Origin of the sequence: Methylotenera mobilis 13 (assembly GCF_000384255.1) — a bacterium.
Lineage (GTDB): Bacteria > Pseudomonadota > Gammaproteobacteria > Burkholderiales > Methylophilaceae > Methylotenera > Methylotenera mobilis_B.
Genome location: NZ_KB913035.1, coordinates 26,237 through 39,132, shown reverse-complemented (window position 1 = coordinate 39,132; position 12,896 = coordinate 26,237). Strand labels below are relative to the sequence as shown.

12 protein-coding genes are annotated in these 12,896 nt (G+C 44.2%); 9 read left to right on the top strand and 3 right to left on the bottom strand.

What is annotated here, in order from left to right:
* Window positions 1-4: 4 nt before the first annotated feature.
* The 3 genes from rph to A391_RS0100175 are packed head-to-tail and all read right to left on the bottom strand — an operon-like array spanning window position 5 to window position 2,649.
* The gene (gene rph, locus A391_RS0100185; RefSeq protein ID WP_019896557.1) at window positions 5-730 is read right to left on the bottom strand and encodes a ribonuclease PH; all 726 of its coding nucleotides are present in this window, start codon (window positions 728-730) and stop codon (window positions 5-7) included.
* A 36-nt stretch (window positions 731-766) separates the two neighbouring features.
* Entirely contained in the window at window positions 767-1,678 is a 912-nt protein-coding gene (locus tag A391_RS0100180) for a PP2C family protein-serine/threonine phosphatase (protein WP_019896556.1), read from the bottom strand.
* On the bottom strand, window positions 1,675-2,649 hold the full coding sequence (locus tag A391_RS0100175) for a serine/threonine protein kinase (RefSeq protein ID WP_019896555.1): 975 nt from the start codon (window positions 2,647-2,649) through the stop codon (window positions 1,675-1,677). The genes A391_RS0100180 and A391_RS0100175 overlap by 4 nt, the downstream gene beginning before the upstream one ends.
* A gap of 271 nt (window positions 2,650-2,920) precedes the next feature.
* Here A391_RS0100175 and A391_RS0100170 point away from each other — a divergent pair, with 271 nt between their 5' ends.
* From A391_RS0100170 to A391_RS0100130, 9 genes are all read left to right on the top strand, one after another.
* Window positions 2,921-3,787: a YicC/YloC family endoribonuclease gene (locus tag A391_RS0100170; protein WP_019896554.1), complete on the top strand. Its 867-nt coding sequence runs from the start codon at window positions 2,921-2,923 to the stop codon at window positions 3,785-3,787.
* Between the two features lie 368 nt (window positions 3,788-4,155).
* On the top strand, window positions 4,156-5,646 hold the full coding sequence (locus A391_RS0100165; protein WP_019896553.1) for a circularly permuted type 2 ATP-grasp protein: 1,491 nt from the start codon (window positions 4,156-4,158) through the stop codon (window positions 5,644-5,646).
* Window positions 5,640-6,596, top strand: coding sequence for an alpha-E domain-containing protein (locus A391_RS0100160; RefSeq protein ID WP_019896552.1), 957 nt, complete (start codon window positions 5,640-5,642; stop codon window positions 6,594-6,596). The genes A391_RS0100165 and A391_RS0100160 overlap by 7 nt, the downstream gene beginning before the upstream one ends.
* A 19-nt stretch (window positions 6,597-6,615) precedes the next feature.
* Complete coding sequence (locus A391_RS0100155; RefSeq protein WP_019896551.1) at window positions 6,616-7,521, top strand: transglutaminase family protein; 906 nt, start codon at window positions 6,616-6,618, stop codon at window positions 7,519-7,521.
* A 48-nt stretch (window positions 7,522-7,569) separates the two neighbouring features.
* Window positions 7,570-8,778 carry a hypothetical protein gene (locus tag A391_RS0100150; RefSeq protein WP_019896550.1) on the top strand — a complete coding sequence of 403 codons (1,209 nt, stop codon included), beginning with the start codon at window positions 7,570-7,572 and terminating at the stop codon, window positions 8,776-8,778.
* A gap of 137 nt (window positions 8,779-8,915) precedes the next feature.
* Window positions 8,916-9,650, top strand: a complete 735-nt coding sequence (locus tag A391_RS0100145; protein WP_019896549.1) for a proteasome-type protease — start codon at window positions 8,916-8,918, stop codon at window positions 9,648-9,650.
* A gap of 54 nt (window positions 9,651-9,704) precedes the next feature.
* Window positions 9,705-10,316, top strand: a complete 612-nt coding sequence (gene gmk, locus A391_RS0100140) for a guanylate kinase (RefSeq protein WP_019896548.1) — start codon at window positions 9,705-9,707, stop codon at window positions 10,314-10,316.
* 59 nt (window positions 10,317-10,375) lie between these two features.
* Entirely contained in the window at window positions 10,376-10,588 is a 213-nt protein-coding gene (rpoZ, locus tag A391_RS0100135; protein WP_019896547.1) for a DNA-directed RNA polymerase subunit omega, read from the top strand.
* A gap of 52 nt (window positions 10,589-10,640) precedes the next feature.
* Window positions 10,641-12,881: a RelA/SpoT family protein gene (locus A391_RS0100130; protein WP_019896546.1), complete on the top strand. Its 2,241-nt coding sequence runs from the start codon at window positions 10,641-10,643 to the stop codon at window positions 12,879-12,881.
* Window positions 12,882-12,896 lie beyond the last annotated feature (15 nt).

Sequence of the window (12,896 nt, the reverse complement as noted above, 5' to 3'; positions counted from 1 at the left end):
GTGTTTAACCGAGTGCTTTGTTTTGTTCAATAATCAATTGTTGAATACCGTGTGCTGCTAAATCAAGCATAGCATTCATCGCATCACGTTCAAAAGGTTCGCCTTCTGCGGTGCCCTGAATTTCCACAAAGCCGCCTTTGCCAGTCATGACCACGTTCATGTCTGTATCGCAGTCAGAGTCTTCAATGTAGTCTAGGTCTAGTACTGGGGTGCCTTTATAAACACCCACAGAAATGGCAGCCACAGCGTCTTTTAATGGTGATTCGTTGATTTTACCGCTTTTTAACAAAAATGAAATCGCATCATGTAACGCAACGTAAGCGCCCGTGATACTGGCAGTGCGGGTGCCGCCATCGGCCTGAATCACGTCGCAATCAATTTGAATGCTACGTTCGCCCAGTTTCTCTAAATCAATAATCGCACGTAAAGAACGGCCGATTAGTCGCTGAATTTCTTGGGTACGGCCAGACTGCTTGCCACGTGCTGCTTCTCTGTCCATGCGGCTGCCAGTTGAGCGTGGCAACATGCCATATTCTGCCGTGACCCAACCTTGACCTTTGCCTTTTAAAAAGCCTGGTACCTTCTCCTCCACACTGGCTGTGCATAACACGTGTGTATCGCCAAATTTAACCATGACGGAGCCTTCTGCATGTTTGGTGTATTGGCGGATGATTTCAACAGGTCTAAGTTGGTCGCAAGCGCGTTGGCTTGGTCTAATGTTATCTTGCATGATGTAAATCCTGGATTTCTAGTAGTGTATAAATATTTAAACGCGTTTGGTTTTGCGTAGTGCTTGCTGAATTTCTGCGATGGTTCTTTCGATGTCATCATCAGAAAGATCAAGGTTTTCTGGGTTGTTCGGACGCGTGATGGGGTTCATGATAGTGGTAGTTGAGCCCATCGGCATAGTAATGGTTGAGACTGCTAATTGGCTATGAAGTTTGTCGCCCCATTGCAAGCCAATTGCGCTCATATTATCGCCTTGTTCTTTACTGATTTCCTCGGCTTCATCAAGTAACAGTGTTACGTTGTCTGAAATTGAAGGACCATTCAACAAGTGTTTGATTTGTTCGTCAGTAATTGCACCCCATACGCCATCTGTACAGAGCAGTACTGTGTCACCCTCTAACAGTTCTTGTCTGTCTGACAGCGTGATTTTTGGCGGCACGTCGCCACCTAGACAGCTATAAACTTTATGTCGGTATGGATGCGTTGACATGTCACTTTTATCGATCATGCCACGATTGTATAAAGACTGCACCACCGAGTGATCTTCGGTACGATAGAGTAAATGACCATCGCGGAAATGATAAAGCCGTGAGTCGCCTACATGGGCGCAATACAGCATGCCGCGTTGAACGATTGCCGCCACAATGGTAGTGCGCGGTGCTTCCAACATCTCTCGCTCTTGTGTAATCTGGTCGATCATATCGTGCACTTGCTGAATATGATCGGTTAAGAACTTGGCCGGGCTAGATAGCGAAGGCATGGCTAGCCGTTGAAAAGCATCTGTCATGGTAGTAACAGCAAGTTGTGCCGCCACCTCGCCGTGGCGATAACCGCCCATTCCATCTGCGACCACTAAAAGTAATGCATCCTTGCTATATGAGTAAGCGAGTCGATCTTGATTGTACGGCCGAGGGCCTTGGCGGCTATTCTGGAAAATTGTAAATTTCATTGTGATTTATTGCTGTTAAGCGATATCGATTTATTGAGAACATTCATCACTCTATGGACGATGCCTGCTTTTTTATCGGTCTTGGGCATGTTTTCCAACAACGATTTTTGTAGTGAAAACACACTTTGAGGGCGTTTAAGATAATCTAGACTTAAGCATTTATCGATGGTTTGCAGTAAGTCTTGCGAATAATGGTCTTTACCTATTTTAACAGCAGGCACGAGTAAATCATTTTTGATCCGTTGATTAGCGGCAAGTGGTGATGTGCGTGTCAAGCATGAGTACATGGTGGCGCCAATACTGTAAATGTCGCTCCACGGCCCTAAAAGTTTTCTATCGTAATATTGCTCTGGCGGTGCAAATCCAGGGGTGTAACTGGGTGAGATTTTAGCTTGATTCTCACTCAGTGCCTGACGAGATGAACCAAAGTCTAACAATACTGGGGAGCCATCTAGCCGAATATAGATATTTGCTGGCTTGATATCTAAATGCAGTAGCTTTTGTGTGTGGACTTCACGCAGGCCATTCGATAGCTCGCTAAACACTCGGCGTATAAATTTTTCAGAAACAGGTTCTGATTGGCTGAGTATATACTCCTGTAAGGATTTGCCTCGCTCGTATTGCATCACCATGTAGACGGTTTCATTAGCTCTGAAAAAATTAAGCACCCGCACGATATTTTTATGCTCAATCTTAGCCAATGCTAGACCTTCGTCAAAAAAACACTTCAAACCGTGCCTAAATAAAGCAATATCTTCTGCATTAGGCTGCACCGTGGCACTATCGGCACGTACCGCGATAGAAGTAGGTAGATACTCTTTAATCGCAACCACATTTTTTTCTTTATCACGCGCTAAATAGACAAAGCTAAAGCCACCAGAGCTTAACACTTTGGTAATTTCATAGTCATGCAACTGGTAGCCAGCCGTTAACGCTAAATTCGCTGAGGTTAAATTCTTTGTAGAGGTCACTTTAAGTTGATTTCTTTAATGATATTTACCATTAAACCTATACGCAGCTTGCGCGCAATCTTACATTTTAATGATAGCTAACTTTTTGTCCTGATTGACTACAGCAATATAGCGCGTAATCGACTGAAATTAAAGTTTTTTGATAGATTGTTTTGATTAAACATCAGTATTTTGCACATATAAACAGCGGTGAGATTGCATTTTTTAGTGATTAATGACCAGTATTTGATACCATGGTGCCAATTTATTTTATTCATTGGAAAATCTTAATATGATTTTTAGCATGACGGGTTTTGCCGCATTAGAACAGCCGATAGAAAATGCCACACTTTTATTAGAGTTAAGGGCCGTGAATAGCCGCTATTTGGATGTGCATTTCAAATTAGATGAAAGCCTTCGAAGCTTAGAGCCTACGATAAGAGAGCTTCTCTCTGCGCATTTAAGCCGTGGAAAGCTAGAATGTAAAGTGCACTTAATACAGCGCTCGCAATCAAATCACGCTCCTAAGCTTGACGAGCAACTCATGCAGCAATTGGCAGCTTTGCAAGCAAGAACGCAGACATTGTTCCCAGAAAGTCGTCCATTGAGTGTGGCAGACATTTTGCGTTGGCCTGGTGTAGTGATGCATGATGAGTTAAGCCAAGCATCATTGATCGAAGATGTAAAACAATTAGTAGAACGTGGTTTGCAAGACCTGAACGCATCTCGTCAGCGCGAGGGTGAAAAGTTAAAAGCGTTGATTTTAGATCGATTGCAGCAAATTGAAGTCTTGGTGGCTAAGGTGAAGCCGCTATTACCTGAGCTGAATAAAGAGTATCAGTTAAAGCTCGAAACTAAATTGCATGAAACTTTAAAGACCATCGATCAAGACCGTATTGCGCAAGAGTTAGTGCTGTTCGCACAACGTATTGATGTCGATGAAGAGCTTAGCCGTTTAACGGCGCACATCTCAGAAGTGAAACGTATTTTAAATAGTAATGTGCCTGCTGGTAAACGCTTAGACTTCTTGATGCAGGAACTGAATCGTGAGGCGAATACCTTAGGTTCAAAATCAGTGTCAGTGCATACGACACAAGTATCCATGGAGCTTAAAGTGCTGATCGAGCAAATGCGCGAGCAGATTCAAAATATTGAGTAAAGCATGAAAGCTGGGCACTATCTAAACGCTCAGCTATACCTTAGCTAGCTTGCGTTTGTTTGTTTGTACGGGCACCATGTCCGTACAAGCAGGCTTGCTACAATCACACCTTATTCAGTTGATTAATCTAGTCACTTACTACCTATATTCTCAGGCGCTAGGCTTTATTTCATCACCACTTCATTGTTTTACATAAAAATTTCGCACATTTATATTGCGTAATCTGTATCCACCATTTATTCATGCACCTATTATGGGCGGTGTCGCCTATAAATTCTTGGCGTGCTTTGTAACCTTATGATTTTTTTGCATTAATTATCTGGTACGACCCTTGCTTAAGTCTTAACTATCAAGGGAAGGCTTACATCATGAAAAAATCACAACCGCAATTTTTTAATGAAATGCAATTGGACCTCGCTGCAAGTAGCCCAGACGGCGTTCGTGAGATTTATAAGGCTTATCACCAGTGGCTTAAAAATGTGCCGCATCATCAGTTGAATAGTAAGCGCATGGAAGCCGAGTTGTTATTTCGCCGTGTGGGGATTACCTTTAATGTTTATGGTGAAAATGACGGCGCTGAGCGCTTGATCCCATTTGATGTGTTGCCGCGGATTTTGTCCGCAAAAGAATGGCGACATTTGTCTACCGGCTCTATTCAGCGGGTACGTGCGCTCAATATGTTCTTGCACGATATTTATCATGATCAGGATATTATCAAGGCAGGCATAATGCCTGCGACCATTTTAGCGAACAGCCAATATCGCCCAGAAATGTTTGGGGTGGATGTGCCTAATCAAATTTATGCGCATATTGCGGGGGTTGATTTGGTACGTACCAGTGAATCGCAGTTTTATGTGTTGGAAGACAATTTACGCACACCATCTGGCGTGTCTTATATGTTAGAAGATCGCAAAATGATGATGCGCTTGTTTCCTGAGCTGTTCCGTCAGTATCCGATTGCCCCTGTTGAGCATTATCCGCAAGTGTTGCTTAATAATCTGCGTGCCGTTGCACAAACCAATGTACAAGAACCAACGGTAGTGGTGTTATCGCCAGGGGCATACAACAGTGCTTATTTTGAGCATGCGTTTTTAGCGCAACAAATGGGTATTGAGCTGGTGGAAGGCCAAGATTTATTTGTGCGTAACAATGCCGTGTATATGCGCACTACCGAAGGGCCGCAACGTGTGGATGTGATTTATCGCCGCATTGATGACGATTATCTAGATCCGCTGGTGTTCAATTCGAACTCTATGCTAGGTGTTCCAGGCTTGCTTTCAGTGTATCGAAACGGCGGCGTGACACTGGCTAATGCCGTGGGTACTGGTGTTGCAGATGATAAAGCGACGTATATTCATGTGCCCGCCATGATTCGATTCTATTTAGGTGAAGAGCCGTTACTTGAAAACGTGCCGACCTACGAACTCAGCAAGGAGGATGATTTAGCTTATACCTTAGCGCACCTAGATGAGTTGGTCGTGAAAGAGGTGCAAGGTTCTGGTGGTTATGGCATGTTGGTAGGCCCTGCGGCTAGCAAGCAGGAGTTAGACGAGTTCCGCTTGCGTATTATCTCTAGCCCCGCCAGTTATATTGCACAGCCTACATTGGCACTTTCTACTTGCCCAACCTTGGTAGAAGAGGGCATTGCACCACGGCATGTGGACTTAAGGCCGTTTGTACTTTCTGGAAAAACTTGCACTTTAGTACCAGGCGCCTTGTGTCGTGTAGCCATGAAAGAAGGCTCTCTGGTGGTGAACTCGTCACAGGGTGGTGGCACCAAAGATACTTGGGTGCTGGAAGAAGAGGTTGAAGCACCCAGTAAGGCTAAAGTCAATCAAGTAGAGGAGATGGTATGTTAAGTCGAACGGCAGATCATCTTTATTGGATGGCGCGTTACATTGAGCGCGCAGAGAACATGGCGCGTGTGCTGGATGTTACCTATAACATGTCTTTAGTGCCGAACGCCGCAGAAAGCGAAGCAGCTTTGTGGCTACCCGCGCTAGAGATATCGGGTAATGTTGAGGCATATGAACGTGATTATTTTAACGAAACACAGCAAGAATATACGGCCGCAGGGGTTATACATTATCTTGCGATGGATATGAATAATCCATCCAGTATTTATAGCTCATTGCGTAGCGCTAGAGAGAACGCTCGCGCAGTGCGGGTGGCGATGACATCTGAAACATGGGAGAACATCAATTCATTGTGGTTAGAGTTTGGTCAGTTCTTTGGTCAAGACTTATCGCAAAGCGGTTTGAGTGAGTTTTGTGATTGGGTGAAAGCACGCTCGCATTTATTTAGAGGCGTGTGTTTTGGCACGATGTTGCGTGATGATGCATTCAGTTTTGTGCGTTTAGGTACTTTTATTGAACGTGCCGATAACACGGCGCGTCTACTAGATGTGAAATACCATTTATTGTTGCCAGAGCAGGAAGAGGTAGGTGGGGCAGTCGATTATTACGAATGGAGTGCGGTACTCCGTTCAGTGTCTGCCTTTCAGGCATATCAGAAAATATTTAGTGATACGATTGAGCCTTGGCGTGTCGCAGAGTTATTGGTGCTGAGGCGCGATATGCCAAGGTCTTTACACGCTTGTTTTGATGAAATCACTTCAATTTTAGAGCAACTCTCTAGCTCGCGTGCAACCGAGTGCAGAAGGATGGCAGGTGAGCTACACGCCAAGTTACGCTTTGGTAAGATGCGCGACATTTTTCAGCATGGTCTGCATGAGTTTTTAAGTGAGTTTGTCACCGCAAACAACAAGCTTGGTGTCGAAGTGCATAAAACCTTTTTAAGCATTTCTTAACCCAATTTAGGCGCTCAACATGTTACTCAATATCGAACATCACACACGTTATGCATATAGCGAAGATGTGAATTACACCATACAGGAGCTACGCTTAACGCCACAACATGGTTTTGGTCAGCATGTCAGGCACTGGGAAATTAAGGTAAATGGTGAGTTGCAACCATCAGAAGATGCTTATGGAAACACCACACATACTCTGGTAGTGGATGAGCCGCATACAGAAATACTGATTATTGCGATGGGGCAGATTGAAACAGGGCTTGATGTAGTTTCGCAGCACTTGGCACTGCCTTTACCTATCTATTTGCGAGATACCCCCCTTACGCAAAGCAGTGAAGAGATGCTCACGTTTGCCAAGCAATATCAACAAGCGCATCGCCAAAATGATGCGCTAGAAGAAATGATGCACGCTTTATTATCGCGTGTGCAATATATCAAAGGTGCAACACAAGTCACCACGTCAGCTGTTGAGGCATTCTCCTTAGGTCAAGGTGTCTGTCAAGATCACGCACATGTGTTTATTGCCTGTTGTCGTGCCATAGGTCTACCAGCGCGTTATGTCAGCGGATATTTGTTTACAGAAGATGGCAGTTTAATGCAAACCCATGCGTGGGCTGATGTGTATGTGGCTGGTGAAGGTTGGCAGAGCTTTGATGTGTCTAACGGTTGCCGCGCGGGTGAGACACATGTGCGTCTAGCGACAGGGCTAGATTACAGGAGCGCCAGCCCTGTTAGCGGTATGCGCTCTGGTGGCGGTGTTGAAGGCATGGCATCGAGTGTGATTGTTAATCAGGCAGGGTTGGCGGCTAGTCAGCAGCGAAAAATGAATGCAGCGCAATTGTTAGCGCAGGCGCAATTAAGCCGAGAGTCGCTTGCTCAAGCCGCATTAGCAAAGCAATCTCAGCACGCGCAACAACAGTGATTAAAGTGTTGAATAAACAAAATTTCAATTGAAAGCATGAGTCAACGAATGAATAGCCCTGTTAAGTCGCTAGCCTTTGAACGGCATGGCGACAAAGAAAATTCCACATTTTTTGAAGAAAACCTGATCCGCTTATTAGAAGAGCGTGATGCCTTAGGGTTAACCGCAATGATTCATGAAATTGATGCGCTCATGATTTCAGTCGATCCTGGTCATGCAATTCAGTATATCGCTGAGTTAGCCCTCATGACGCCTTATCATTATCTAGTCACACTAGAAAGTGAGCAGCATTTAACGCATATATTGCGGATTGATTTAAATTCACCAGACATTTTATTGCGTGAGGTAAAAGATCCTAATATCCGCGGTATTTTTAGAAGCCTGAATGAAATTTATCCGATAGGCGCTAAAAAACCTAATAGCCGTTATATGGGTGAGATTCTGCGTGTAAGTAACTTGCATAGCGTAGTAGATTTGCAAAAAGCGCGTGATTTCAGATTTTTCAGCCAAGATGAAGTACGTAAATTAGATTTTCCTGGCAACCTTGCTGTGAGCAAACCCTCGCCCTATACGCATAATATTGTGGCCTATTTAGAAAGGGCGCCTGATGAAATGCGTGTCTATTCGTTAGGGCTAAGTACTATTTCACCCGAGGCGCAAGCTGCCTACGAAAAAGCAAAAACTTTGCAAAATAAACTAGGTATCAGCGACTTACTATTACCGCTGGACCATCTGGCAACGCGCGTGTATAGCCAAAATCGCGAAGTTGCCATTTTGGAATATCTATCATGGTCTAGCTATTACTTCTGGGGTGCGTATAACATTAAAGACCAAAACTCATCGACTAACGTGACAAAAAGCACGCATGCGATACCAGAGTCTAAAAGCCCAGCAAAAGTGTTTACTGCTAACAATACACCCTATTTTATTAATCATTTAGAACACTTGCCATCACCCACCGAGACTTTTGTACGGAACTATGGCCCGCGCTTGCACCACATGGCAATTTCAGTAAAAGATGGTGAACGTCATGGAAAAGAGCATATTGATATTGTCGTCGATGCGATTTCGCAGAACGGTAAAGGCTTTTTGTTAGATGTGATTGGCTCCAAAGAGCAGGGGCTAAAGCAGATATTCTCCAACGCTTCTGAACATTCTTCACTCATCATCGAATACGTACAACGCTATGGCGGATTTGATGGATTCTTTACTAAAGAGAATGTGGCAAAACTGACTGAAGCGGCTGGTTTTATGTAAATTTCGTTTTTGTTTAATAAACAGCGCATATTGCCCATGTCTAATGATGTTTAGGCATGTATTTCTTCGCTGTAGTTTTTTGGCGAGCGATTACGCAAAATGGTATGATTACCTTTCTTCCAAATTAAACAAAAATTATGACTTATTGTGTCGGTTTATTGCTGAAACAAGGATTAGTGTTTGCTTCTGATACGCGTACTAATGCAGGCGTGGATCAAGTGGCCTCTACGCCTAAAATGCATATTTTTGAGCTTAAAAACGAGCGTGTTATCGTGTTGTTAACGGCTGGTAATCTCGCGATTACGCAATCAGTAGTCAATGCGCTTAAGGCTAAGGTTGAAAAAAACGAGACGGATAGTAAGCACTTACATAATGTCGGTAGTTTGCTTGATGCGGCAGGGCTGGTAGGTGCTGAGTTGAGAGCGGCTTTTGAGCGCGATGGAGAGCATTTTAAAAATCATAACATTGATTTTAATGCCAGCATTCTAGTCGGCGGCCAAATTAAAGGTGAGAAACCACGGCTCTTTAATGTGTACGCCGCAGGTAATTTTATTGAGTCCACACAAGAAACGCCTTATTTCCAGATAGGTGAAACTAAATATGGGAAGCCGATTATTGATCGTGTGGTACAGCAAAACAGCGATATCATGGAGACGGTGAAGTGTGTGCTGATTTCTTTTGATTCTACTATTCGCAGCAATGTGTCTGTGGCAACACCCATTGATTTACTGATTTATCGGGTAGATAGCCTACATGCTGACTGTCATCAGCGTATTACAGAAACCGACCCGTATTACTTACAAATCCGCCAAGGCTGGGCAGATGGATTGCGCTCCGTATTTAGCGCATTACCAAGTCCGGATTGGTGTTAATCTAGCTCACTAGATTATTTTAATCTTCAGAACATAACAGAGAGCTTTAATTGAATGGTTCCAGGTAATCTTTTTATCATCACCGCAGCATCAGGCGCAGGTAAAACTAGTCTGATTAAGGCATTACTTGCTGAAGATGCGCATTTAAAACTGTCTATCTCGCACACCACGCGCAAGCCGCGGCCAGGTGAGCAAGATGGTGTCGACTATCATTTTGTAGATGATGCCATGTTTTTGCAGATGTTAGGCGAAGCAAAATTCTTAGAGAGTGCAGAGGTGCATGGCGCACGCTATGGTACTTCGCAGTCTGCCGTAGATGCACCATTACAAGCTGGCCATGATGTGATTTTAGAGATTGATTGGCAAGGCGCGGAGCAAGTTCGTCGTTTATTTCCAAATGCAATCAGCATCTTTGTGTTGCCGCCTTCTATTGAGACACTAGAGCAGCGCTTGAATAGCAGAGGCCAAGACAGCCAAGAGACAATCTCTAAACGGGTTGCAGCCGCACGTGCCGAAATGCGCCATGTGAGCGAGTTCGATTATGTTACAATTAACAACTATTTTGACGTAGCGTTGCAGGACATTCGCGCTATTATCCGCGCACAGCGCTTAGTAGGCACTGCACAGTTGCAACGTTATGCCAGTTTGATTCAAGCGCTCACATAATTCATTGCGTTTGTTTAGTCTTTAGTTATTAATTTTGTTTATCATTAGGAAATACCATCATGGCACGTATCACGGTAGATGACTGTTTAGAAAAAATCCCAAATCGCTTTCAATTAACTCTAGTGGCTGCTTATCGCGCTCGTCAGTTACATAACGGCGCAGAGCCACAAGTTAACGTGCAAAACACACGCGATAAAACAACGGTAATCGCATTGCGTGAAATTGCTGCAGGCAAAATTGGTGTGGAAATCTTAGCGCGCGGACATGCTTAGTCTGTTTGACCTTGGCATTTATTAATTTTTTCATACAAATAGTGAAACTAGCATGCCAAAAACCGCAAACAATCTTAAAGCGGAATTATCAAAGTTAACATCGGCTCCCTTGCTGCCTGCGGACAGCAAGGACTCGGCCTTAAGCATACGTCTTTTACAGTATTTAAAACCTCAAGATATCGAACAAGTCTGGGATGGCTATCGCTATGCCTATGCCGCCCATGATGGCGTTGTCCGGAAAACGGGTGAGCCTTACATCACACACCCTGTCTCCGTTGCTTGTATCTTGGCCGATCTGCACATGGATGTGCCTACCATTCTTGCTGCGCTACTACATGATGTAGTAGAAGATACCGCCATTACCACACTGGATATTAAAGAGAAGTTCGGCCAACAAGTGGCTGAGTTGGTGGATGGCGTCACTAAGCTAGACAAAATTGAATTTCAGAGCGCTAGCCAAGCGCAAGCTGAGAACTTCCGCAAAATGTTATTGGCAATGTCGCAAGATGTGCGCGTGATTTTAGTGAAGTTGGCAGATCGTTTGCACAATATGCAAACACTGGAAGCCATGCGACCTGAAAAGCAGAGAATCATCGCGAAAGAAACGCTGGATATTTACGCGCCGATTGCCAATCGGCTAGGCCTGAATGAAGTCTACCAAGCATTAGAAGATTTAAGCTTTAAATACCTCTACCCTATGCGCTACAACGCGATTTCCAAAGCGATTATGGCCGCGCGTGGCAATCGTAAAGAGGTCATTAGCAAAATATTAGATTCAATCAAACAGCAGTTAAGTGGTTTTAATATCGAAGCAGAAGTGTCTGGGCGCGAAAAGCATCTTTATAGCATCTATAAAAAGATGACAAGTAAGGCAACCCCGTTCTCACAGGTTTATGATATTTATGGTTTTAGAGTGGTAGTTAAAGATTTGCCTAACTGCTACCTTGCTCTAGGTGCCTTGCATGCACTCTATAAGCCAATACCTAGCAAATTTAAAGATTACATAGCGATTCCCAAAGCCAATGGCTATCAGTCATTGCATACCACTTTATTTGGTCCATTTGGCACGCCGATAGAGGTGCAGATACGTAGCGCTGATATGCATAACATTGCAGATGCGGGTGTAGCTGCGCATTGGCTTTATAAAGCGACTGATGCCCAACTTACTGCATTGCAGCAACAAACGCATCAGTGGTTGCAGCGCTTGCTGGATATTCAAAGTGAAAGCATCGATTCATTAGATTTTCTTGAGCATCTTAAAATTGATTTGTTCCCAGATGAGGTCTATGTGTTCACGCCTAAAGGCTCAATTTTGGCATTGCCTAAGCGGGCGACAGCTGTTGATTTTGCGTACGCTGTTCATTCGGACATTGGCAATAGTTGTGTTGCCGTTAGGATTAACCACGATTTAGCGCCATTGCGTACGGAGCTACATAACGGTGATCACGTTGAAATTATTACTGGTTCATTAGCTAAACCTAACCCAGCTTGGCTCAATTACGTCGTCACAGGGCGCGCACGTGCACACATCCGACATTTCTTGAAATCACAGCAATCTACGGAGTCTGCTCACTTAGGCGAACGCATGCTTAATCAGGCATTACGTGCCCTGCATGTTGACCCTAACCAGATTTCGGAAGAACATTGGCAGAAACTGATTCGTGACTATGGTGTTAAAAAGAAAGTTGAAATACTTTCTGACATCGGCCTTGGTAAACGTCAGAATGTGATGGTGGCGCACCAGTTAGTAGCGATGACTGATGACCATGCTGAGAAGCATACCAAGTTGCCAGCCGCCTCATTGGATACGATTACTATTCGAGGCACAGAGGGTATGGCTGTACAATTTGCACCTTGTTGCAGACCTATCCCAGGCGACCCAATTTTAGGCTTTATCAATAAAGACAAGGGCTTGGTGATTCATACGCACGATTGCCCTAGCGTGCGTAAGTTTAAATTAGATCCAGATAAGTGGTTAGATGTTGAATGGGAGCCGGAAAGCTCACGTCTATTCAAAACCAATTTGAATTTAACGGTGGCGAATCAGCCTGGTATGCTGGCTCAAATCGCCTCAGGCATTGCTGATGCTGGTTCAAATATTGATAACGTCAGTGTTGAAGAGGCTGATGGCAGCGCCTACGCCAACTTGTACTTTACCGTGCAAGTAAAGAATCGCGTGCATTTAGCCGAGCTTATGCGAGGCCTGCGTAAAATTCCTGATGTGGTGCGTATTAATCGTACTAAAGGTAATGTTGCCGGTAATGGCAAAAATTCGAATGCAAAAGCACAATAATTGCTACGCATTATT

What these genes read in the sequence shown, in the direction of transcription:
- rpoZ (WP_019896547.1), top strand. Translation starts at nt 10,376, where the DNA reads ATGGCACGTATCACGGTAGATGACTGTTTAGAAAAAATCCCAAATCGC.
- A391_RS0100170 (WP_019896554.1), top strand. Translation starts at nt 2,921, where the DNA reads ATGATTTTTAGCATGACGGGTTTTGCCGCATTAGAACAGCCGATAGAA.
- A391_RS0100130 (WP_019896546.1), top strand. Translation starts at nt 10,641, where the DNA reads ATGCCAAAAACCGCAAACAATCTTAAAGCGGAATTATCAAAGTTAACA.
- A391_RS0100145 (WP_019896549.1), top strand. Translation starts at nt 8,916, where the DNA reads ATGACTTATTGTGTCGGTTTATTGCTGAAACAAGGATTAGTGTTTGCT.
- A391_RS0100180 (WP_019896556.1), bottom strand. Translation starts at nt 1,678, where the DNA reads ATGAAATTTACAATTTTCCAGAATAGCCGCCAAGGCCCTCGGCCGTAC.
- gmk (WP_019896548.1), top strand. Translation starts at nt 9,705, where the DNA reads ATGGTTCCAGGTAATCTTTTTATCATCACCGCAGCATCAGGCGCAGGT.
- A391_RS0100165 (WP_019896553.1), top strand. Translation starts at nt 4,156, where the DNA reads ATGAAAAAATCACAACCGCAATTTTTTAATGAAATGCAATTGGACCTC.
- A391_RS0100155 (WP_019896551.1), top strand. Translation starts at nt 6,616, where the DNA reads ATGTTACTCAATATCGAACATCACACACGTTATGCATATAGCGAAGAT.
- A391_RS0100160 (WP_019896552.1), top strand. Translation starts at nt 5,640, where the DNA reads ATGTTAAGTCGAACGGCAGATCATCTTTATTGGATGGCGCGTTACATT.
- rph (WP_019896557.1), bottom strand. Translation starts at nt 730, where the DNA reads ATGCAAGATAACATTAGACCAAGCCAACGCGCTTGCGACCAACTTAGA.
- A391_RS0100150 (WP_019896550.1), top strand. Translation starts at nt 7,570, where the DNA reads ATGAATAGCCCTGTTAAGTCGCTAGCCTTTGAACGGCATGGCGACAAA.